The 22098-nt window shown below is 71.7% G+C and carries 21 protein-coding genes and 1 tRNA gene; 8 read left to right on the forward strand and 14 right to left on the reverse strand.

The genetic code is table 11. From position 1 onward, the window contains the following. Nucleotides 1-35: 35 nt before the first annotated feature. Nucleotides 36-1037 (forward strand): zinc-binding dehydrogenase, encoded by a 1002-nt coding sequence (locus tag ABT025_RS16565; protein ID WP_350994499.1) that lies wholly within the window; start codon nucleotides 36-38, stop codon nucleotides 1035-1037. Between the two features lie 65 nt (nucleotides 1038-1102). On the opposite strand, the gene ABT025_RS16570 is transcribed toward ABT025_RS16565, so the two are convergent. Together ABT025_RS16570 and ABT025_RS16575 are read right to left on the reverse strand one after the other, a co-directional pair. After that, on the reverse strand, nucleotides 1103-1576 hold the full coding sequence (locus ABT025_RS16570; RefSeq protein ID WP_350994501.1) for a GNAT family N-acetyltransferase: 474 nt from the start codon (nucleotides 1574-1576) through the stop codon (nucleotides 1103-1105). 31 nt (nucleotides 1577-1607) lie between these two features. After that, nucleotides 1608-2510 carry an aminoglycoside phosphotransferase family protein gene (locus ABT025_RS16575; protein ID WP_350994503.1) on the reverse strand — a complete coding sequence of 301 codons (903 nt, stop codon included), beginning with the start codon at nucleotides 2508-2510 and terminating at the stop codon, nucleotides 1608-1610. Between the two features lie 33 nt (nucleotides 2511-2543). Between ABT025_RS16575 and ABT025_RS16580 the strand changes: the two genes are divergently transcribed. The 3 genes from ABT025_RS16580 (at nucleotide 2544) to ABT025_RS16590 (ending at nucleotide 5122) form a co-directional block, all read left to right on the forward strand. Continuing rightward, on the forward strand, nucleotides 2544-3218 hold the full coding sequence (locus ABT025_RS16580) for a rhomboid-like protein (RefSeq protein ID WP_350994545.1): 675 nt from the start codon (nucleotides 2544-2546) through the stop codon (nucleotides 3216-3218). Between the two features lie 47 nt (nucleotides 3219-3265). Then, nucleotides 3266-4657 (forward strand): NAD(P)/FAD-dependent oxidoreductase, encoded by a 1392-nt coding sequence (locus ABT025_RS16585; protein WP_350994505.1) that lies wholly within the window; start codon nucleotides 3266-3268, stop codon nucleotides 4655-4657. Between the two features lie 213 nt (nucleotides 4658-4870). Next, complete coding sequence (locus ABT025_RS16590; protein ID WP_350994507.1) at nucleotides 4871-5122, forward strand: hypothetical protein; 252 nt, start codon at nucleotides 4871-4873, stop codon at nucleotides 5120-5122. Nucleotides 5123-5239: 117 nt separating this feature from the next. On the opposite strand, the gene ABT025_RS16595 is transcribed toward ABT025_RS16590, so the two are convergent. Continuing rightward, nucleotides 5240-5313: transfer RNA gene (locus tag ABT025_RS16595), tRNA-Thr, on the reverse strand. Nucleotides 5314-5494: 181 nt separating this feature from the next. Between ABT025_RS16595 and ABT025_RS16600 the strand changes: the two genes are divergently transcribed. The 3 genes from ABT025_RS16600 to ABT025_RS16610 all read left to right on the forward strand — a co-directional run bounded on the left by ABT025_RS16600 (nucleotide 5495) and on the right by ABT025_RS16610 (nucleotide 8048). Next, nucleotides 5495-6631, forward strand: a complete 1137-nt coding sequence (locus tag ABT025_RS16600) for an ABC transporter ATP-binding protein (RefSeq protein WP_350994509.1) — start codon at nucleotides 5495-5497, stop codon at nucleotides 6629-6631. A 257-nt stretch (nucleotides 6632-6888) separates the two neighbouring features. After that, a complete protein-coding gene (locus ABT025_RS16605; protein WP_350994511.1) occupies nucleotides 6889-7302 on the forward strand; it encodes a hypothetical protein in 414 nt (137 codons plus the stop codon). Between the two features lie 35 nt (nucleotides 7303-7337). Next, a complete protein-coding gene (locus ABT025_RS16610) occupies nucleotides 7338-8048 on the forward strand; it encodes a nucleotidyltransferase family protein (protein ID WP_350994513.1) in 711 nt (236 codons plus the stop codon). A 100-nt stretch (nucleotides 8049-8148) separates the two neighbouring features. Here the strand turns inward: ABT025_RS16610 and ABT025_RS16615 are convergent, their stop codons facing one another. From ABT025_RS16615 to ABT025_RS16665, 11 genes are all read right to left on the reverse strand, one after another. Beyond that, nucleotides 8149-9804, reverse strand: a complete 1656-nt coding sequence (locus ABT025_RS16615; RefSeq protein WP_350994515.1) for a DoxX family membrane protein — start codon at nucleotides 9802-9804, stop codon at nucleotides 8149-8151. 207 nt (nucleotides 9805-10011) lie between these two features. Next, nucleotides 10012-10968 (reverse strand): 23S rRNA (guanosine(2251)-2'-O)-methyltransferase RlmB, encoded by a 957-nt coding sequence (rlmB, locus tag ABT025_RS16620; protein WP_350994517.1) that lies wholly within the window; start codon nucleotides 10966-10968, stop codon nucleotides 10012-10014. 86 nt (nucleotides 10969-11054) lie between these two features. Beyond that, nucleotides 11055-12461, reverse strand: a complete 1407-nt coding sequence (gene cysS, locus ABT025_RS16625; protein ID WP_350994519.1) for a cysteine--tRNA ligase — start codon at nucleotides 12459-12461, stop codon at nucleotides 11055-11057. A gap of 114 nt (nucleotides 12462-12575) precedes the next feature. Continuing rightward, nucleotides 12576-12980 carry a PPOX class F420-dependent oxidoreductase gene (locus tag ABT025_RS16630; RefSeq protein ID WP_350994521.1) on the reverse strand — a complete coding sequence of 135 codons (405 nt, stop codon included), beginning with the start codon at nucleotides 12978-12980 and terminating at the stop codon, nucleotides 12576-12578. Continuing rightward, on the reverse strand, nucleotides 12977-14242 hold the full coding sequence (locus ABT025_RS16635) for an MFS transporter (protein ID WP_350994523.1): 1266 nt from the start codon (nucleotides 14240-14242) through the stop codon (nucleotides 12977-12979). Before ABT025_RS16635 ends, ABT025_RS16630 begins: the two co-directional genes overlap by 4 nt. Beyond that, entirely contained in the window at nucleotides 14239-15963 is a 1725-nt protein-coding gene (locus ABT025_RS16640; protein WP_350994525.1) for an ABC transporter permease subunit, read from the reverse strand. Before ABT025_RS16640 ends, ABT025_RS16635 begins: the two co-directional genes overlap by 4 nt. Nucleotides 15964-15967: 4 nt before the next feature. Beyond that, complete coding sequence (locus tag ABT025_RS16645) at nucleotides 15968-17488, reverse strand: ABC transporter substrate-binding protein (protein WP_350994527.1); 1521 nt, start codon at nucleotides 17486-17488, stop codon at nucleotides 15968-15970. A 30-nt stretch (nucleotides 17489-17518) separates the two neighbouring features. Continuing rightward, nucleotides 17519-18127, reverse strand: coding sequence for a GNAT family N-acetyltransferase (locus tag ABT025_RS16650; protein ID WP_350994529.1), 609 nt, complete (start codon nucleotides 18125-18127; stop codon nucleotides 17519-17521). 152 nt (nucleotides 18128-18279) lie between these two features. Beyond that, nucleotides 18280-18891: a 2-C-methyl-D-erythritol 2,4-cyclodiphosphate synthase gene (gene ispF, locus ABT025_RS16655; protein ID WP_350994531.1), complete on the reverse strand. Its 612-nt coding sequence runs from the start codon at nucleotides 18889-18891 to the stop codon at nucleotides 18280-18282. Beyond that, nucleotides 18881-19627 (reverse strand): 2-C-methyl-D-erythritol 4-phosphate cytidylyltransferase, encoded by a 747-nt coding sequence (ispD, locus tag ABT025_RS16660; RefSeq protein WP_350994533.1) that lies wholly within the window; start codon nucleotides 19625-19627, stop codon nucleotides 18881-18883. Before ispD ends, ispF begins: the two co-directional genes overlap by 11 nt. Nucleotides 19628-20062: 435 nt before the next feature. Beyond that, entirely contained in the window at nucleotides 20063-20545 is a 483-nt protein-coding gene (locus ABT025_RS16665) for a CarD family transcriptional regulator (protein ID WP_006380568.1), read from the reverse strand. A gap of 790 nt (nucleotides 20546-21335) precedes the next feature. Between ABT025_RS16665 and ABT025_RS16670 the strand changes: the two genes are divergently transcribed. Continuing rightward, complete coding sequence (locus ABT025_RS16670) at nucleotides 21336-22013, forward strand: copper chaperone PCu(A)C (protein WP_350994535.1); 678 nt, start codon at nucleotides 21336-21338, stop codon at nucleotides 22011-22013. Nucleotides 22014-22098: the final 85 nt, after the last annotated feature.

Raw genomic sequence — 22098 nt, forward strand, 5'->3', positions numbered from 1 at the left:
CGGGGTCACCGAGACCTACGCCCGGGGAGCCCGCCATGCACGCCGTCCGCCTCCACACCTTCGGCCCCGCAGAGAACCTCACCTACGAGAGGACCGACGACCCCGTCCCCGGTGCCGGCCAGGTCCGCATCGCCGTACGGGCCGCCGGCGTCCACCTCCTCGACACCGCCCTGCGCGAAGGCATGGCCGGGCCGTACCCCGCCCCCGTCGCCCTGCCGACCGTCCCCGGCCGCGAAGTCGCCGGCACCGTCGAATCACTCGGCGAAGGCACCGACCCCGCCTGGCTCGGCCGGCACGTCGTCGCCCACATCGGCACCGTCCCCGGCGGCTACGCCGAACTCACCGTCACCGAAGCCGACAAGCTCCACCCGATACCCGAAGGCCTCGACTACGCCGAAGCCGTCGCCATGATCGGCACCGGGCGCACCACCCTCGGCATCCTCGGCTTCACCCCGCTCGGCCCGGACTCCGTCGTCCTCGTCACCGCGGCCGCCGGCGGCATCGGCACCCTGCTCGTGCAGTACGCCAAGAACGCCGGGGCCACCGTCATCGGCCTCGCCGGCGGCCCCGCCAAGGTCGCCCTCGTCCACGCCAACGGGGCCGACCTCGCCGTCGACTACACCCTCCCCGACTGGCCGCGCCGCGTCCGCCTGTACCTCGACGCCCTCGGCCGCCGCGCCACCGTCGTGTACGACTCCGTCGGCTCCACCACCGCCCGCGCCGCCGTCGACCTCCTCGGCAAGGGCGGACACCACGTCGTCCACGGCTGGTCCGGCGGCGGCCTCCACGACGGCGGCCCGCTCACCTTCACCGCCGACGAACTCGCCACCCGCGCCATCACGTCCGAGAGCGTCCTCGGCCCGGCCATGATCCAACGGGGCGGCGGCCTGCGCGCCCTCGAAACCCGCGCACTCGCCGAAGCCGCAGCCGGCCGACTGCGGCCCGCCGTCCAGCGCTACCCGCTCGCCGAAGCAGCCGCCGCCCACCGCGCCCTGGAAACCCGCGGCACAACCGGCAAAGTCGTACTGATCCCCTGATCCCGACCGCAGACCGCAGACCGCAGACCGCAGACCGCAGACCGCAGACCGCCGAACGTCGAACGTCAACGGCCGAGCTCCGCCAACGCCCCGTCCGTCAGCCGGTACACCGTCCACTCGTCCTGCGGCCGCGCACCCAGCGACTCGTAGAAGGCGATGGACGGGGCATTCCAGTCCAGCACCGACCACTCCAGACGCTCGTAACCACGCTCCACACAGATGCGCGCCAGCTCCGTCAGCAACGCCTTCCCGTACCCGCCGCCGCGCCGATCGGGACGCACGTACAGATCCTCCAGATAGATCCCGTGCACCCCGCGCCACGTCGAGAAATTCAGGAACCACAGAGCGAAACCGACCACCGCACCGTCCTCGTCCGACACGGCGATGTGCGCGTACGCGGCAGGCCGCTCACCGAACAGCGCCTCACGCAGCTGCTCCTCAGTGGCCCTCGCCTCGTCCAGCGCCTTCTCGTAATCGGCCAGTTCACGGACCATCGCGTGGATGGCGGGGACGTCGGCGGCGGTAGCGGTACGAATCATGAGGGCAGCGTAAACAGCACCGGTCCGTCCCCTACCCCCGGCCCAGCAACCGCCGCGCCACCTCCGCGTGCGCCGGCGCCAGCCGCCGCCCGCCCTCCTCCGTGTCCCAGCACGCGTTCTGCAGCACCCGCCCCAGCGTCCACGCCCGCGCCCGCCCCCGGTCCAGCCCCAGCACCCCCGTCAGCAGATCGAACCGCCCCACCACGTCCGCCGCGTCGAACCGGTCGGCCAACGCAGGCAGCAACTCGAACCCCGGATCGCCGGCCAACGGCTTCGGATCGATCGCCACCCAGCGCGCGCCCCGCCCCGCCAGCACGTTGCCGAAATGCAGATCCCAGTGCAGCAACCGGTCCCCCGGCTCCCCCGCCACCTCCCGCACCGCCGCCGCACAGTCCAGCACCAGCCGCCGCTCCCCCTCGTCCGCCAACGCCCCCGCCACCCCGGGCGCCGCCCCCAGCATCCGCGCCGCCACGTCCCCCAGCCCCCGCAGACCGCACCCCTCCGGAACCCGCACCGCCGTCAGCCCCGCCAGCAGCTCCGCGACAACCCGCACCGCCTCCCGCGCGTCCGCCACCCCCGACAACGCACGCTCCCCGTCCAACCGCTCCAGCAGCATCGTCCCCGTCGCCGCATCGTGCTCCAGCAGCTCCACCGCACCCGCCGACGCCTCACCCCATACCCGCAGCGCGACCGGCTCCCCCACCGTCTCCTCGTCCACCGGCTGCAGCTTCAGCGCCGCCCGGCGCCCGTCCGCCACCCGCACCACCGGAAGGACCAGCGCGCACACCCCGTACAGCGAACCACCGTCCGGCCGCAGCCCCCACCGTTCCAGGAAATCCGCCGCCATCCCCGGCAGCGCGGCGACGAACGCCCGCCCCGCCTCACCGTTGTACGTGGACTGTGTGGCGATCAGGGCATCCGGAATGTCAATCACGCCGCCGATCCTAGGAGCGTGCGTCAATCGGCTATGACCCCGAGCCACCCCGCCCCGCCCACACGGCCCCGCCCCGCACCCGCCGCGTGGCTCCGCAGCGCAGGCTCATGGATCCGCAGCGCCCCAGGCACCTACATCTGGCTGACCGCCCTCTTCGTCACCACGGTCATCGTCCACCAGATGTCACCCGACTTCGAGGAGGACTTCCTCCGCCAGCGGTCCACCAACATCCACGAACTCTCCCAGAACCCCGTCCGCGTCCTCATCAGCAGCGCCTTCTGGATCGACGGCGGAAAATGGCTCCCGTACGCCGTCCTCTACACCGTCTTCCACGCCCCCGCCGAACGCCGCCTCGGCACCCTGCGCTGGCTCGTCGTCGCCGCCTCCGCCCACGTCCTCGCCACCCTCGTCAGCGAAGGCGTCCTCGCCTGGGCCATCCGGCACGGCCACGCACCCGCGACCGCCGTCAACACCCTGGACGTCGGCGTCAGTTACGCCCTCGCCGGTGTCGTCGCCGTCCTCACCTACTACGTCGTCCGCCCCTGGCGGTACGTCTACCTCTTCGCCGTCCTCGTCATCTACGGCGTCCCCCTCGTCACCGGCGCCACCTTCACCGACGTAGGCCACTTCACCGCCGCCCTCATCGGCCTCGCCTGCTACCCGCTGACACGCACCCACGACGAGACGAAACCCGCCCCCGCCCAGTAACGTCCCGCCACAACAGCCACGCAGCCACCCGGACAAGCAGGGGCAACATGAACACCGTCAACGGCGGCATATCCTTCTGGTACGCGAACCAGGGCACCCCGATCCCCCGCGAACCCCTGCCCGGCGACAGCACCGCCGACGTCTGCATCGTCGGCGGCGGATACACGGGGCTCTGGACGGCGTACTACCTCAAGAAGGCCGTCCCCTTCCTCAACATCACCGTCCTGGAAGCCAAGTTCTGCGGATACGGCGCTTCCGGACGCAACGGCGGCTGGCTCTACAACGGCATCGCCGGCCGCGACCGCTACGCGAAACTCCACGGCCACGACGCCGCCGTCCGCCTCCAGCGGGCGATGAACGACACCGTCGACGAGGTCGTCCGGGTAGCCGCCGAGGAGAACATCGACGCGGACATCCACCGGGGCGGCGTCCTCGAAGTGGCCCGCACCCCGGCCCAACTCGCCCGCCTCAAGGACTTCCACACCGTCGAGATCGCCTTCGGCGAGACCGACCGCACCCTGCACGGCGCCCGCGAGACCGCCGAACGCATCCGCGTCAACGGCGCCGTCGGCTCCACCTGGACCCCGCACGGCGCCCGCCTGCACCCCGCCAAACTCGTCACCGGCCTCGCCGACACCGTGGAGGCACTCGGCGTCACGATCCACGAATCGACCCCCGTCACCGAGATCAGACCCAAGCACGCCGTCACCCCCTACGGCACCGTCCGCGCCCCGTACGTCCTGCGCTGCACCGAGGGCTTCACCGCCGGCCTCAAGGGCCAGAAGCGCACCTGGCTCCCGATGAACTCCTCGATGATCGTCACCGATCCCCTCCCCGCCTCCGTCTGGGACACCATCGGCTGGGACGGCCGCGAAACCCTCGGCGACATGGCCCACGCCTACATGTACGCCCAGCGCACCGCCGACGACCGCATCGCGCTCGGCGGCCGCGGCGTCCCGTACCGCTACGGCTCCGCCACCGACAACGACGGCCGCACCCGGCCCGCCACCGTCGAGGCCCTGCGCGAACTCCTGATCCGGCTCTTCCCCACCACCGCCGGCACCCGCATCGCGCACGCCTGGTCAGGCGTCCTCGGCGTCCCCCGCGACTGGTGCGCCACCGTCACCCTCGACCGCTCCACCGGCCTCGGCTGGGCCGGCGGCTACGTCGGCTCCGGCGTCGCCACGACCAACCTCGCGGCCCGCACCCTGCGCGACCTCATCCAGCAGGACTCCGGCCAGTCCGGCCCCACCGAACTCACCGGCCTCCCCTGGGTCAACCACCGCGTCCGCCGCTGGGAACCCGAACCCTTCCGCTGGCTCGGCGTTCACGGCATGTACGCCGCCTACCGCGCAGCCGACCGCCGCGAACTCACGTCCGCACGCCCCGACACCGACCCGATCGCGAAGATCGCGGACCGGCTGTCGGGACGGGGCTGAGCGGCACCGGACACGGGAAGGGGCGCCGCGGCCGTACCTGCTCCCGCGCCACGGCCCGTACCTGCCCCGCGCCACGGCCGTCACGGACGCGGCGCCCACGTCCGTGCCCACTCGCGGGCCTCCCGTCCGCCGCTCATGCTGGATAGCAGGAGCCCCTCTCGCCTCCTCAAGGGCCTTGAGGGCCGGACTCGGGACCACCCGAGAGGAAAAACCATGCGCATGCGACGAATGCTCGGCTTCGCCCTCGCCACAGCAACCCTCGCGGGCACGAGCGCCATGGGCGCCGCCACCGCGCAGGCGGCACCACCGGATCCGAACGTGGCCGTCCTCACCGTGGAGGAGTGCCTGGACCGCGGAGGAATCGTCACCAGCGACGCGCTCGGCAAGCTGTGCACCTACGCCGACGGGCACGTGTACGCGATCGACACACCGCTCCTGATCCCGGGGGACCTCAACCTTCCGTAACCGCGCACCCACACACCGGGCGCGCCCGCCGCGGCGCACCCTCCGCGTAGCTGCCGCACCACCCGACGAAACGAAGAATCCCGGCTCAGGGACTGCCTGAGCCGGGATTCCCGGTTGAGCCCCCTATCGGATTCGAACCGATGACCTACGCATTACAAGTGCGTTGCTCTGGCCAGCTGAGCTAAGGAGGCGTGCCGGAGCAGTGTAACCAACACCGGCCCCCACTCCGTGCAGAAATCTCACACCCCTCGAACTACTGACAGATCCCAAACCGCCAGGTAGCGTCGCTGAAGGTTCACCCAGGTGGACCAGACCACTCCCTTTACAACGGATCGTCCGGCACGTTCCTGCCGGTTGAGGAGAAGATTCAGCATGGCCAGTGTCACGTTCGACAAGGCGTCCCGCGTCTACCCCGGCTCCACGAAGCCGGCCGTCGACCAGCTCGAGATCGACATCGCGGACGGTGAGTTCCTCGTCCTCGTCGGTCCCTCCGGTTGTGGCAAGTCGACCTCCCTGCGCATGCTCGCGGGTCTCGAGGACGTCAACGGCGGCGCCATCCGCATCGGTGACCGCGACGTCACGCACCTGCCGCCCAAGGACCGGGACATCGCGATGGTGTTCCAGAACTACGCGCTCTACCCGCACATGTCCGTCGCGGACAACATGGGCTTCGCGCTGAAGATCGCCGGTATCAACAAGACCGAGATCCGCGCGAAGGTCGAAGAGGCCGCCAAGATGCTGGACCTCACCGACTACCTGGACCGCAAGCCGAAGGCGCTCTCCGGTGGTCAGCGTCAGCGTGTGGCGATGGGCCGCGCGATCGTGCGTGAGCCGCAGGTCTTCCTCATGGACGAGCCGCTGTCGAACCTCGACGCCAAGCTCCGTGTCTCCACCCGTACGCAGATCGCCTCGCTCCAGCGCCGCCTGGGCATCACGACCGTGTACGTCACGCACGACCAGGTCGAGGCCCTGACCATGGGTGACCGTGTCGCGGTCCTCAAGGACGGCCTCCTCCAGCAGGTCGACTCGCCGCGCAACATGTACGACCGCCCGGCGAACCTCTTCGTGGCCGGCTTCATCGGCTCCCCGGCCATGAACCTCATCGAGGTCCCGATCACCGACGGTGGTGTGAAGTTCGGCAACAGCGTCGTCCCGGTCTCCCGCGAGGCGCTCACCGCCGCCGCGGACCGCGGTGACACGACCGTCACGGTCGGTATCCGTCCCGAGCACTTCGACATCGTCGAGCACGGCGGCGCCGCCGCGAAGTCCCTCACCAAGGACTCCGCCGACGCCCCGGCCGGCCTGGCCGTCTCGGTCAACGTCGTCGAGGAGCTCGGCGCCGACGGCTTCGTCTACGGCGCTGCCGAGGTCGGTGGCGAGCACAAGGACCTGGTCGTCCGCGTCGGCGGCCGTGCCGTCCCGGAGAAGGGCACCAAGCTTCACGTCGTGCCGCGCCCGGACGAGCTGCACGTCTTCGCGACGTCGACGGGCGAGCGCCTCACCGGCTGATCCCGCACACGCTGTACGACGGCCCCGCACGTTCTCCGTGCGGGGCCGTCGCGCGTTTCCGGGGCACCGCCCGGGAACGCCGCCGGGGGCCCGGCAGGGAACACGGTCCGAGGTTTGGCCGGGTGATGGCAAATTCCCCGGCACAACGGTCATTTCACTCCGGGCCGTCAACACGGGATTCGAAAAGCACACTCGAACCATCCCTCGCGAGAGTGACGTAATGTCGCCGAATCATCACTGCCCGCTACGCTCGCAGCGTGACCCACACCGCGCGCCGTATCGGCCGAACTCTCGCATTCGTACTGCCTGTCGTCATGGTCCTGTCCGGGACCCTCGCGGTCACCGCCGTGCCGTGGGCAGCTCACAACTCCGACTCGACGATGCTCACCGCGTCGGCCCAGACCGTCTCCAAGCGCGCCAAGCCGCGTGCTCCGCAGGACATCCTGCGCGACAAGCTCCTCCTGGAGCTCCAGGAGAAGGACCCCGGTGTCGCGTTGACGGACCTCCAGCGCGCCGTCGAGGGACGTCCCTCGCTCGCGCGGCACTGCATGTCGATCGCCAAGGCACTGGGCAAGGCCGCGGTCGATCACTACGGCCCGACCCGTGCGCACCGGTTCTCGCGGCCCGTCTGCGACACGTCCTTCGCCTCGGGTGTCGCGCAGTTCAGCTGACCTCTCCCGCCCGGGCACGGCATATCGTGCCTGACATGCATACGTTTCCGACGCAGGCCGTGATCCTGGCGGGTGGCCAGGGGTCACGGCTGCGCCCGTACACCGATGACCGCCCCAAGCCGATGGTCGAGATCCCGGGCACCGGGACGCCGATCATCGGCCATCAGCTTGCCTGGCTGGCCGCCGAGGGCGTGACCGATGCCGTGGTGTCGTGCGGGCACCTCGCCGAGGTGCTGCAGGAGTGGCTGGACGCGGCGGTGCTGCCGTTGCGGGTCACGACGGTGGTGGAGTCCGAGCCGCTGGGCCGCGGTGGCGGGCTGAAGTACGCGGCGGCCCGGCTGCCCGAACCGGAGCAGCCCTGGTACGCGACCAACGGCGACATCTGGACCCGTTTCTCGTTGCGTGAGATGGCCGCGTTCCATGCGGAGCGTGATGCGACCGCGACGCTGGCGCTGGCCCGTCCGCGCATTCCCTGGGGTGCGGTGGAGACGGATGCGTTCGGGCACATCACCGACTTCATCGAGTCTCCCCCCTCGCCGTATCTGATCAACGCGGGGGTGTACGTGTTCTCTCCGGCGTTCACGGGGATGCTGCCGGACCTGGGAGACCACGAGCGGACGACGTTCCCGAGGCTGGCGCGCGAGCGCAGGCTGGCCGGGTATCCGTTGCCGCACGGGGCGTACTGGCGGGCGATCGACACGGCGAAGGACCTGACGGAGGCGGCGAAGGAGCTGGACGGGCAGTAGGCCCGGCCCGCACACGCCGACTCGCCGCGCAAGCAGAAGGGGCGGGCACCGGATTCGTTTCCGGTGCCCGCCCCTTCCGCTCTCTCCGGCGTGACGGGGGTCAGCCGAGGAGACCGCCGATGGGGTTGCGGCCGCCGCCGCCACCGCCGGTGGAGGAGGAGCCACCCGTGGAGCCGGTGCCGGGGTCCGTGCCGCCGGTGGTGGAGCCGCCGGTCGGGCCTGAGGAGCTGGGGCCGGAGCTGGTGGCCGGGGGCTGCTGCGGGGTGGTCTGCTGCGGGGTGCTCTGCCCAGTGCCCTGGGTCTGGCTGGGCTGTCCTGCTCCGGCCGCCTGTCCGGACTCGCGGACGCTGTCGGTGGCGGGGGTGGAGGGCTGGGCGGACGGGGTACGGGGAGCGGTGGTGCGGGAAGGGGTGGGGCTCTGTCCGGTGGGGGTGTGGGAGGCCTTGCCGCCACGGGACCTGTCCGGGAGCGGCGAGCCGGGGAGCTGGTTGGTCGGGACGCCGTTGGGGCCGGGGACGGTGACGACCTCGGAGGAGCGGACGGCACCGCCGAGCATGGACCCGATGAGGAGGGTGAGGCCGACGACGACGGTGGCGACGGCGGCGCCCCGGCGCAGGACCCTGCGGCGGAGGTCCCAGATCTCGGAGCGCGGGCCGAGCTTGCGCCAGGCCTCGCCGGCGAGGCGTCCGTCGACGGAGTAGACGGGGGCGCCCGCGATGACCAGGGGGCTCCAGGCGGCGAGGTAGATGATGTCGGGCGCGTCGTAGGCGGCGACGGTGCGCCAGCTGACGGTGACCAGGAGCGCGGCGGACAGAAGGGCGCCGATGGAGGCGGCGACGCGCTGCCAGAGGCCGAGGACGGTGAGGACGCCGACGACGACCTGGAGGAAGGCGATGGTGAGTCCGGCACCGACCGGGTGGGAGAGCGCGAAGTCCCGGAGGGGTTCCGCGAGTGCCCAGGGGTGGAGCGAGGTCAGCCACTTGACCATGGAGCCGCGGTCGCCGCCGTCGAAGTAGACGGGGTCGCAGAGTTTGCCCATGCCGGCGTAGATCGAGATGAAGCCGAGGAAGACACGCATGGGAAGCAGGACGACGCCGAGGTTCATGCGGCGGCCGGGGTAGTACGCGTGCCGGACACTGTCGGCGCCCTGGCGCCGGTCACGGGAGTCGGTGACGTCGTCGGCTTCGTAGTCGTCCCGGCCGTGTACGTCCCGGTCGTATCCGTCCCGGTCGCGTCCGCCGGTGTCGTACGGGCCGGGGTCGACGGGGTCGTACGCGCCGACGGCCTGGCGCATGGGCGGCAGCAGCGGGCCGCCGGGGCGGCGGGGCCGGTGCGGTGCGGTGATGACGGGGTTGGGCTGGGTCTCTTCGAGGAGCGGGACGACCTGGGTGCCGGAGCCGCCGCGTCCGCTGTCGAACTCGTAGGAGGCGTAGGGGTCGTAGGCGGTGTCGGGCCGGCCCGCGGTGGAGTTCCGTACGGCCTGGAGGAGTCCGCTGGCGCCGGGGTCGCCGGGGGCGGACCTGCCGCTCCACACGACGGGGGCGCGTCGGCCGCGTCCGGCTCCGGAGCCGCTCATGGCGGGGATCCTGGGCGCTCCGGCGGGGGCCACGCCGCGCAGCCGTGCGCGCTGGCCGGGGGCGAGCTGCACCCGGAAGCTGGCGTGGTTGACGATGACCTGCGCAGGGTCGCAGTCCACCTTGGTCATGCTCAGGGCGGGTTGTTCGTCGAACCGAGGCGTTCTGGTGTCCACACTCATCTAACCGAGTGATGTGTGTTTAGGACACTGCCTTGACCGTGTCGAAGTGTCCGAGGCCAGTCAACAGGTGGTGGCGGGGTGCGCCGGGGCGTGCGTGGGTCCGGATGCGCCCCCGGATGGGGCCGTGCCGGGTCGGCGTCCGGCGGAGGTGTCCTCCGTCGGCCGCCGCCCGTGCGGGTGGTCCTGCGGGCCGTGTGCCGGTGCGGATCAGGCGCGGCGGCGTGCGACCTCGTACATCACGATGCCGGCGGCGACGCCCGCGTTGAGGGACTCGGCGCCGCCCGGCATGGAGATGCGGACGCGGTAGTCGCAGGTCTCGCCGACGAGGCGGCCGAGGCCCTTGCCCTCGCTGCCGATGACGATGACGACGGGGCCGCCGAGGGCTTCGAGATCCTCGACGGTGTGCTCGCCGTCGGCGGCGAGGCCGACGATCGCGATGCCTTCCTTCTTGTACGCCTCCAGCGCACGGGTCAGGTTGGTGACGCGGGAGACGGGCGTGCGGGCGGCGGTGCCGGCGGAGGACTTCCACGCTCCGGCGGTCATGCCTGCGGCGCGGCGCTCGGGCACGACGACGCCGTGGCCGCCGAAGGCGGAGACGGAGCGGACGATGGCGCCGAGGTTGCGGGGGTCGGTGACGCCGTCGAGGGCGACGATGAGGGGGTCCTCGCCGTTGTCGTAGGCGGCGGCGGTGAGGTCCTGCGGGTCCGCGTACTGGTACGGCGGGACCTGGAGGACGAGGCCCTGGTGGTTCAGGCCGTTCGTCATGCGGTCGAGCTCGGGGCGCGGGGCTTCCATCAGGTTGATGTTGCCGCGGGCGCCGGCGAGCTGGAGGGCCTCGCGGACGCGCTCGTCGTTGTCGATGTACTGCTGGACGTACAGCGTGGTGGCGGGCACGCCGTCGCGCAGGGCCTCGAAGACCGGGTTGCGGCCGACGACCATCTCGGAGGTGCCCTTGACGCCGCCGCGGCGGGGCGCGGGGCGGCGGTTGGCGGCCTGCTTGGCCTTGGCGGTCGCGATGCGGTTCTTCTTGTGCTTCTTGCGGTCCTCGGCGGGCGGCGTCGGTCCCCTGCCTTCGAGAGCACGGCGTCGGTTACCGCCGCTGCCGACCTGCATGCCCTTCTTGTTGGACGTGCGGCGGTTCCTGCGCTGGCTGTTCCCGGCCATGACCTACCTGTTTCGTTGCTTCAGACGTGCGTACGTGTACGTAAGTGAAAGTGTGCCGCCAGGAGGGCCCGGCGGCACATGGAGGACTACTGGCGCGGGCCGAGTGTCCACCGTGGTCCGGCCGGACTGTCCTCGATGACGAGGCCGGACTGGTTGAGCTGGTCGCGGATGGCGTCGGCCGCGGTCCAGTCCTTGCGGTCGCGTGCGGACTGGCGCTGGTCGAGGACGAGGCGTACGAGAGTGTCGACGACGCCGTGGAGGTCGTCGCCGCGGTCGCTCTCGGCGCCGGCCCAGTGGTCGTCGAGCGGGTCGAGCCCGAGGACACCGAGCATGGCACGGACCTCGGCGAGGCGTGCGACGGCGGCTTCCTTGTCGTCGGCGGCGAGGGCGGAGTTCCCCTGGCGGACGGTGGTGTGGATGATCGCGAGTGCCTGCGGGACGCCCAGGTCGTCGTCCATCGCCTCGGCGAAGGCGGGCGGCACCTCGGTGGCGGGGGCGACGGTCTCGCCGGCCTTCTCGGTGACGCGCTGGACGAAGCCCTCGATGCGGGCGAACGCGGACTCGGCCTCGCGCAGGGCTTCCTCGCTGTACTCGATCATGGACCGGTAGTGCGGGGTGCCGAGGTAGTAGCGCAGCACGATGGGGCGCCAGGCCTTGACCATGTCGCTGACCAGGACCGAGTTGCCCAGCGACTTGGACATCTTCTCGCCGGCCATGGTGACCCAGCCGTTGTGCACCCAGTACTTCGCGAACTCGTCGCCGTAGGCCTTGGCCTGGGCGATCTCGTTCTCGTGGTGCGGGAAGATCAGGTCGATGCCGCCGCCGTGGATGTCGAAGGCGGTGCCGAGGTACTTGTGCGCCATGGCGGAGCATTCGAGGTGCCAGCCGGGCCGGCCACGGCCCCAGGGCGTCTCCCAGCTGGGCTCGCCGGGCTTGGACGCCTTCCACATGGCGAAGTCGCGCTTGTCGCGCTTGCCGGTCTCGTTGTCGCCGGAGGGCTGGCGCAGGTCGTCGAGGTCCTGGTTGGACAGCTCCAGGTAGCCGGGGAACGAGCGGACGTCGAAGTAGACGTTGCCGTCGGCCGCGTAGGCGTGTCCGCGCTCGATGAGGCCGCGCATCATCTCGATCATCTCGGTGATGTGGCCGGTGGCGCGGGGTTCGTACGTGGGCGGCAGGCAGCCGAGGGCGTCGTAGCCGTCGTTGAAGGCGCGCTCGTTCTCGTAGCCGATGGACCACCAGGGGCGGCCCTGTTCGGCCGACTTCTTGATGATCTTGTCGTCGATGTCGGTGACGTTCCGGACGAACGTCACGTCGTAGCCGCGGTGGGCGAACCAGCGGCGCATGATGTCGAAGTTCAGTCCGGACCTGATGTGCCCGATGTGCGGGGCGGCCTGGACAGTAGCGCCACAGAGGTAGATCGAGACGCAGCCCGCTGTGAGCGGGACGAAGTCACGGATCTGCCGGGCGCTGGTGTCGTACAGGCGAATAGTCACGCCTCAAGGGTAGTGGGCGCGCACCAGTGCCCCGCGACCCGTTGAGGGATTGCTTGGACAGTTGTTACGGCTCCGGGCGGGCCGGAGCCGTGAACGGAGATCGCCCGGGACCGTTCAGAGGCGTCCGACGACCTTGCGCGGGGTGATCCGGACCACGACGCGGGGGTCGTCGTCGCCTGATGCGGGGTTGAAGTCGGCGTACTTCTTGCCCGTGTACTTCAGGGACAGCTCGTCTATGAGTTCCTGGCCGCCCTCTGTGGTGAGGGTGGCGGTGCCGCGGATCTCGGCGTAGGTGTACGGGGCGTCGAAGGGCTGGACGACGACGGAGACGCGGGGGTCGCGGGCGAGGTTCTGCTCCTTGCGCCGGCCGGTGGTCGTGGAGATGAGGACGTCGTCCCCGTCCCTCTTCACCCAGACCGGGGACACCTGGGGACTCCCGTCGGGCTGGATGGTGGCCACGGTGACGAAGACCGGGGTGTCGAGCAGTGCCTTGAGTTCTGCGGAGAGTGCGGCGGTCATGACGTACGTCCTCCTGAACGGGTCGGTGGTGCTTCTACGTCTACCCCACTCCTGCTTCCTCGTCCCGGCTTCCCGTCCGCACCCATCGGAAGGGTCAGTGCCAGGGCCGCGCCCGTGAGCGGTACGGCGGCGAGTGCGGCCCATCGGACGGGTGCGGGGGCGTCGAGCAGGGCGCCGGTGGCAGCGCTGCCGCCGAGCACGGCGAGGCCGGAGACGGAGGAGAGCGCTCCGGTGGCGAGGCCCAGGTGCCGGTCGTCGACGAGGTCGGGTACGAGCCCGCGGGCGGCGGGCACCAGGAGCATCTGGCCGAGCGTGAGGAGGACGACGAGGGCGGCCGGAGGCAGCAGTCCGGCGGGCCCTGCGGGGGTCAGGGGGACGGCGGCGAATCCGGCGGCGACGGTGGCGAGCCCGGCCACGAGGGCGGTGCGCGGCGCGATCCGGTGTGCGGACCAGCGGGTCAGGGGCAGCTGGAAGCAGACGACGAGCAGCGAGGAGAGGGCGAAGAACCAGCCGAGGGCCGCCTGGGATCCGGTGGCGCGCCGCACCTCGGCGGGCAGGGAGAGATAGAGCTGGTTGTAGGCGATGAGGTAGCTGCTGTACGCGAGGCAGAGCAGCAGGAACGGCCGGCCGGTGAAGACCTGGCGCACCGCGCCGCGGTGTGCGGCCGTCCGGGTGACGGGGGCGCGGTGCGGCATGAGCTTGGCGTGTCCGGCGAGGACGGCGGCGAAGACGAGGACGCCGGCCAGGCAGGCGGCGCGGAATCCGGCTCCGAGGAGGAGCAGCAGGGAGCCGAGGAGGGGGCCGAGGAAGGCACCGGCCTGTCCGGCGGCGGAGAACCGGGCGAGTACGTGCGCGCGGGGGGTGCCGGTGCGCTGTTCGTGCCGGACGGCCTCGCGGGCGGTTTCCGACTCCACGGCGGGTGAGAAGAGGGCCGCGGCGAATCCGGTGAGCAGGACGGCACCGATGACGGTGGCGGTGGATCCGGCGAAGGCGAGCCAGCCGAAGCCCGCGATGCGCAGGGCGCAGCCGGCGAGGACGACGGGGCGGGGGCCGTAGCGGTCGGTGAGGGTGCCGCCGATGACGAAGAGGCCCTGCTGGCTGAAGGTGCGGAGGCCGAGGACGAGGCCGACGAGCCAGCCGGTCATGCCGAGGCCGGTTCCGAGATGGGTGGCGAGGTAGGGCAGGACGGCGTAGAAGCCGGTGTTGAACGCGAACTGGGTGGTGGTGAGGAGGCGGAGGTAGGGGGTGGTGGGGGCGGTCATGCGGTGGTTTTCCGGGGGCTCCGGCCTCGCACCGCCGCTGTGGTGAGGGCGGCCAGGGCGCCGAGGACCGCGAGTGCGGCGGCGGGGGCGAGGACGGACCAGGGGGCGCGTTCGGCGTAGGGGAGGTTTTCGGAGAGCATGCGCCCCCATTCGGGCGAGGGGGGTTCCGTGCCGAGGCCGAGGAAGCCGAGGGAGGCGAGGGCCAGTGCGATGGCGGGGATGCGCAGGGCCGCGTGGCGGACGACGGGGGGCAGGACGCCGGGCAGGAGGTGGCGGCGCAGCAGGTGGAGCCGTCCGGCGCCGAGTGTGCGGGCTGCGACGAGGTGCGGGGCGGCACGTTCCTGGGCGTGGAGGGCGGCGGTGTGGGCGGCGAGGGGGGCCCAGGCGACGGCGGTGACGGCGGCTGCGGCGCTCCAGGGGCCGGGGCCCGCGATGCCGGCGACGACGAGGCCGGTGAGGATCGCGGGCAGGGCGTTGGCGGTCTCGGTGAGCGCTCCGGCGCCTACGGCTCCGAGGGCGAGGCCGAGCAGCAGGGTGGCCGCGGACACCGCGACGGCGGTCAGGACGGTGCGGGCGGCTCCGTGGCCGAGGCGGGCGAGGATGTCGCGGCCGAGGGAGTCCGTGCCGAAGGGGTGGGCGGCGGAGGGTCCGGCGAGGCGGGCGGCCGCGTCGATGTGGAGCGGGTCGCGCAGCAGTCCGGCGACGGTCACGGCGGCGAACAGAGCGGCGAGGAGGAGGGCGCCGGTGAGGAGGGCGGGGCGCGCGCGTGCGGCGGGCGGGACGAGTGCGGGCAGGGCGCCGTCGTCGAGGGCGGGGCCGAGCAGGACGCGGGAGGCGAGGCGTGCGGCCAGTCCGGCGGCCGTGCCGAGGAGCAGCAGGATCAGGACGCAGGCCTGGAGGACGGGGAGGTCCTGGGCGAGTGCGGCGGCCAGGGCGGTGCCCCCGAGACCGGGGATGGCGTAGAGGGTCTCGACGGCGACGGCTCCGCCGGTGAGGCCGACGACGATCAGGCCGAGCTGGGGCAGCAGGCCCGGCAGGGTGCGGCGCAGGGCGTGGCGGGCGGTGCGGTGTCCGGGCATGCCGGCCGCGGTGGCCGCGCGGGCCCAGGGTTCGGCGAACGCGGCGGGCAGCGCGTCGTCCAGGAGCCGGCCGAGGAGCGCGCCGGCGGGGATGCCCATGGCGAGGGCGGGCAGCACGGTCTGCTCGGGGGATCCCCAGCCCAGTGCGGGCAGCCAGTCGAGGCGGACGGCGACGACGGCGGCGAGGACTGCGGCTATCAGGAATTCGGGGAGGGCGGCGAGGACGGCGGCGCCGGTGCCCGCCCCGGCGGGGACGATCCGGGTGCGCGCCCCGCGTCGCAGGGTGCGGGCGACGAGGGCGGCGGCGACCAGGAGGGCGACGGCGAGCGAGACGCCCATGAGGGTCAGGGAGACCCCGAGGGCGGATATCACGTCGGGGCCGACGGGCTGCCCGGAGACCCAGGAGGTGCCGAGGTCGGCGCGCAGGAGTCCGCCGAGCCAGTCGCCGAGGACATGGAGGGGTCCGCCGTCGAGTCCGGTCTCCGCTCGGATGGCGTCGAGGGTCTCGGCGGTGGGCGGCCGGTCGGCGTAGCGGGCGTGCAGGATCGTCAGGGCCGGATCGGTCCGGGTCAGCCGGGGCAGCAGCCCGATGACGGCGACGACCGCGAGGAGTGCGGCCGGCCGTCCGGCCAGATGCTTCATCCGGTCACCCGACGCGGGTGTCTGCGGTGATGAGGGTGCGTTCCATCGGGTCGAGGGAGACGCCCTGGACGCGGCTGTCGTCGTAGCCCTGGACGAAGCGTTCGTGGAGGAGCGGTACGAGGGCGTCGGTGCCGAGGACGTCGGCCTCGGCGGCCGCTGCGGCGGCGTGGCGGGCGTCGGTTCCGGCGGTGCCCGCGGCCTTGCTCACGTCGGCGTCGACGCGCTTGTCGCAGAGCTGGGAGATGTTGAAGCTGCCGTCGCAGGTGAAGTCGGAGGCGAGGTAGGAGACCGGGTCGGCGGTGTCCAGGAGGGTGTTGCGGGCCTGGATGAAGGCGTCGTACTTCCCGGCGAGGGCGTCGGCCTCCAGCTGGGCGTAGTCGCGGACGACCTGCTTGACGGTGAAGCCGCGGGCCGTGAGCTGCTGCTGGACGACACTGGCGACCTCGGGGAGCTCGGGCCGGTTGGTGTAGGTGGCGAGGACGATCTCCTCCGTCTTCGCCACCTGTGCCTTGTCCGCGGCCTTCGCCCGGCCGGCGGGGGCGGTGCGGGCTGCGGCGGCCCAGGGGATGCCGGGGCCGAGGAGGCCTTGCGCGGTGTCGGCGCGGCCTTCGTAGACGGCCTTGACGAGGGCCTGGGAGTCGATGGCCTCGCGGGCTGCGGCGCGCATCGCGGGGTCGGCGAAGACGCCGCTCCCGGTGTTGAGGGAGAGGCCGTTGGTCCGGGCGGAGGGGAACTCGTGGACGAGCCCGTCGCCGAGGAGGGAGGCCTGGGAGATCGGTACGTACTCGGCGACGTCGACGGCCCCGGTGCGCAGCGCGTTGGCGCGGGCGGTGCCGTCGGCGACGAAGGTCACATCGACTCCGGGGGCCTCGGCCCCGGCGCCCCAGTAGGTGTCGTTGCGCTCCAGCGTGGCGCTGACCGCGCCCTTGACGGCGGCGAGGGTGAAGGGCCCTGTGGCGTGTCCGGCCGGGTCGGCCTTCCCGTCGGCGTAGGCGGCGGCGGACAGGATCGTGAGGGAGGGGTTGGCGAGGCGCTGGGGCAGCAGCGGGTCGGCCTCGTCGGTGACGATCCGTACGGTGTCGGCGCCCTGGGCCGTGGCGGTGATGCCGGTGTCCGACAGGACGCGGGGCTTGGGCGACGCCTTCTCGGCGGCGGTCAGCGAGCGTACGACGGCGGCCGGGTCGAGCTTCGTGCCGTCCTGGAAGGACGCCTTGCGCAGGGTGAAGGTCCACTCCCTGGCGCTGTCGCGCTTCCAGGAGGCGGCGAGTGCGGGCTTCGCCGCGCCGTCGCTGCCGAGGGCGGTGAGGCCCTCGATGACCGCGAGGCGGCTGAGGGTGACGGCGTCGTCGCCGTAGGGGGACATCGCCTGGGCGGGCGGGAAGGCCATGACGACCCGGAGGCGTTGTCCGCCGTCCGCGGCGCCGTCGGACGCGCTGCCGGAGCAGGCGGTGGCGAGCGGGACGAGGAGGGCGGTCGCGGACAGGGTCAGCGGCAGCGCGGAGCGACGGCGTCGGGACGTGGGCATGGAACGACCTTATATGAAAACGATTGTCATTTAATGGTGAAGCCGGGTATCTGCGACACCTTCACGCAACCAGGCCCCCGGCAGCGGCAGTTCGAAGTGCACGATGCCCTGCCCGCCACCCGGCAGCGTGCGCTCGTCGCACACCTCCCGGGCCAGCGACCGCCAGAACGGCTCGGCGCCCGGCACGGCGGGGTCGGTGTGCAGATAGACCGCTTCGTAGCCGCCGGCCCGCACCACGAAGTCGCAGAGCTCGCGCACCATCCGGCGCGCGAGCCCGTGCCTGCGGTGCTCCGGCGCGACATAGATCCGGCAGAGCTGGGCGGTGGTGCCGGACGGAAAGCGGTCCGCGACCCACTGCGGATTGGGCGGCGCCTGAGGACCCCGGTCCCGCACGGCGCCCGTCGCGACGATCTCGCCGTCCCGCTCGGCGACCATCAGAGTGCAGCGCCCGGGACGCAGGTAGGCGGCCTCGGGATCGATGATGTCGGCATGCCAGCGCGGTACGTAACCGGACCGCAGATCGCGGTAGACGGTGTCGAGCATCACGGCCCGCGCCCCGCCGATGTCCTGCGGACCGGCGGTGCGCAGGAGGTATCCGTCGGCGTCGGCCCCCACCGGAGCGATCGTCGTCGTGCTCATCCCGGAGCTTCACCGTCCCTTGCCGCGCATGTCATTGCCGCACAAGCGTACCTGCGAGACATGTGCAACAAGGTGACGGGTGCGGGCGCCCGCCGAAGTGCCGGAACGTCGACGCCGCCCCGCACACCGACCGGCAGCGAGCCCGCAGGGACTCAGCCCACGCGGTAGACCAGAGCCGTCGCGATGCCCGCGACGCCCTCGCCCCGCCCGGTGAAGCCGAGCCCGTCGGAGGTGGCGGCGGAGAGCGAGACGGGTGCGCCCGCGGCCGCGGAGAGAACCTTCTGCGCCTCGTCACGCCGCTTGCCGATCTTCGGCCGTACGCCGACGACCTGGACGGCCACATTGCCGATCTCGAAGCCCTCGGCACGGACGATCCTGGCCGCCTCGGTCAGCAGCGTGACACCGGCGGCGCCGGACCACTCGGGGCGGCCGGTGCCGAAGTGCTGCCCGAGGTCGCCGAGACCGGCGGCCGAGAAGAGCGCGTTGCACGCGGCGTGCGCGACGACGTCGGCGTCGGAGTGGCCGGCGAGGCCGGGGCCCTCGCCCTCCCACAGCAGGCCCGCGCACCACAGCTCGCGGCCCTCCTCGAAGGCGTGGATGTCGGTGCCGATGCCGACCAGCGGGATCACGGGCGCGACGCGCCCCCCGGACGCCTCAACGGCCGCGGGACCCGCAGCGACCTCGGACACACCAGTCACCCCAGCCACTTCAGGCACCCCGGACACACCAGTCGCCTCGGATACGTCGGATACCTCAGAAGCCATCGTTCGCCCTCCTCCGTGCGAGAACCGCCTCGGCCAGGACCAGGTCCAGCGGCCTGGTCACCTTGAACGCCTCCTCGTGCCCGGGGACGACCACGACGGGCGCCCCGAGCTGCTCGACCATGCCCGCGTCGTCGGTCGCGCCCTCCCCACTGACGACGACCTGCTCATGCGCGCGCACCAGGGTGTCGCGGTCGAAGCCCTGCGGGGTCTGCACCGCGCGCAGCCGGGCCCGTACCGGAGTGGAGAGCACCGGTTCGGGCTCCCCCGGAGCGCCGGGCTCGACCTCCTTGACGGTGTCGGCGAGCGGCAGCGCGGGTACGACGGCGGGCGCCCCGTCCCGTACGGCCTCGATCACCGCGTCCACCGTGTCGACGGGCACGAGCGGACGGGCCGCGTCGTGGACGAGGACGGCGCGGACATCGGCGGGCAGCACGTCGAGCCCGAGCTTCACCGACTCCTGCCGGGTCTCGCCGCCGGGCACGACGATGAACTCGGTGCGTTCGGGCAGGGCGTGCTCGTCGAGCAGGTTCCTCACCTCGGGCGCGCCGTCCGGCGGTGCGACGACCACGACCACGGACACGTGACGGGAGGCGGCCATGGCCCGTACGGCGTGGATGAGCATGGGCGTCCCGCCCAGCGCACGGAGCGCTTTGGGGGCGCCAGGACCGAGCCGTACGCCGCGGCCGGCGGCGGGAATCACGGCGGCGGTGCGGTAGGGACGCGATTGATCAGACATCGGTTGCACTCCGAAGCATCGGCATGTTTGTCTCCAGGGCCGACGTGGGTATGGCCACAAGCGAGCCGGGCGCTACGCCATGACTCGACCGGGACCCTTTCCGTGACCCCGGGCGAGACGGGTACCGCCCCGGCCGCTCGGGATCGGCCTCACACGTCGACTTCACAAGATCGCGAGCAAAGTACCGGGGGATCGTCGATGAGGCCAACGCATCGGCGCATCGGGGAGAACATCCGGGTTCGTCGGGCCGCGCCGTCCGCAGGCGTCCGAAGCCCGGGGTCACCTACCGGATCCGCACACCCGGACCGGGCCCCTCGTCCGGATCGCGCGGATCGACGTCCGCACCCGGACATGCCGCAGCGCCCGACGACACACCGTGTATACGGCTGGTCAGCGGGCACCGCGGCACATTATTGAGGACCGGTGCGATCCGGTTCAGGACGCGAGGACCTCGTCGAGAAGAGCCTCGGCCTTGTCCTCGTTCGTGTTCTCCGCGAGAGCGAGCTCGCTCACCAGGATCTGGCGAGCCTTGGCGAGCATGCGCTTCTCACCTGCGGAGAGTCCACGCTCACGCTCGCGACGCCACAGGTCACGAACCACTTCCGCGACCTTGATGACATCACCGGATGCGAGCTTCTCGAGATTTGCCTTGTAGCGTCGGGACCAGTTCGTCGGCTCCTCGGCATACGGTGCGCGCAGCACCTCGAAGACCCGGTCCAGCCCTTCCTGCCCGACCACGTCACGCACGCCTACGAACTCCGCATTGTCCGCCGGCACACGCACCGTCAAGTCGCCCTGAGCGACCTTGAGCACCAAGTAGGTCTTGTCCACGCCTTTGATCTGGCGAGTTTCGATAGCCTCGATCAGCGCGGCCCCGTGATGGGGATAGACCACGGTGTCGCCAACCTTGAACGTCATGTGACAGGTACCCCTTCCGTGGCTATCAAGAGTAACACGAGAACAGCTTCTCCTGAATGGCGTTTTCGCAGGTCAGGGCATATCTCGGGGCTTGACAACTGCAACAGGGACGTGCTGCGGAAGGCTCACGGAGGACGGTATTCGCAGGTCGGAGCGGCTGCGCGGGCGGGGAGAAACGCGGACGTTACACGTACCGCAACTCGCTCAGAAGTGACCGAACGTCCCGTTTTGCGTGGTTCCGGATGATGAACATTCCGTACTTCATCCGGAGATCGATCACCCGTACGAGGGTAAGAGGGTCCGGCAATTGGCGGCAGGTGAAGGGGCGGCGCGGGCACGTGCCGCCTCAAGGCCGGGGATTGAGGCGGACGGAGTGTTGTTGATTGACGACAACGCCGCAGATGGGCGTGGCCGGCCTCGCGACACCGCCCCCCAATTGACGGACTCTCCCGGCTCCCGTGGGCAATGAAATTGATCAACGCCGGGCATCGCGAGGATTATGTGCAATGAATGTGCCGCGGGCCGCTTGAACAGCACTGCGAACAGCGGTGCGAAGCGCGGGGGAACGCGGACGAACGCGTGGCGGAATTGATCAAGCGTGTTATGTGAACGGCGTGCGAATGATCTCGCGTACGACGGCCCGCGATCCCCGGGCCCGTCAGGGGCGGGTCGGGTGCGGGGCGTGGACGGCGGCTCGGTAACCTGGCCGCTGACACACCCTTAGGGCGGCTTTACACCACGTCGCCCGACCCCGTCCGTAAGTCCGCTCGTTCAAGGAGTTGCCGCCGCCGTGAGCCGCAGCCTTCGACACGGCGCCCTCGCCGCCACTGCCATCGCGTTCTCGATCGCCGCGCTCTCCGCATGCGGAGCCGGCAAGAACGCGCAGACGCTCGAAGTCAGGCCTGACAACGCCGCCACGTCGTCCGGCGACATCAAGATCCAGAATGCGAACGTCGTCACCCAGCCGGTGCGCGGTGCCAACGGCCCGGCCGTGGTCACCGCCACGCTGTTCAACAACGGCACGACGGCGGAGACCCTCGACGCCATCACCCTGACGGGCAGCAGCGGCTCCGTGGAGCTGCACGCCGCCAAGGGCTCGGGACCGGTCGTCGTACCGGCCGGGGGCCGCGTGATCCTCGGCGGCGCGGGCAACGCCTCCGCCGTGATCGAGAACGGCCACGAGGCCACGCAGAACGGCAACGTGCAGCCGCTGGTCTTCAAGCTCAGCAAGACCGGCACCATCACGCTCGGCGCGTCCGTCGTGCCCTCCGACAGCTACTTCAAGGGCTTCGGCCCCAGCTCGCTGCCGAAGCTCCCGGAGCCGACGGAGCAGTCGCCCGAGGCATCACCGTCCGGTTCCGCGTCCGAGACCCCGGGTGCCGAGTCGGGCGCCCCGTCCGACTCGGCCGCGGAGGGCGACACCACCACCCCGAGCGACGCGGCGTCCGACTCGCAGCAGCCGGGCTGACCGCACCCCGCGCAACGCACGACGACAGCAGGTGTGGGGGGGGGGCCGCCGCCGGCGCCCGGGTCGCGGGGGGGCGCGGGGGGGC

The sequence above is a fragment of the Streptomyces sp. NPDC002809 genome, assembly GCF_040295435.1.
GTDB lineage: Bacteria > Actinomycetota > Actinomycetes > Streptomycetales > Streptomycetaceae > Streptomyces.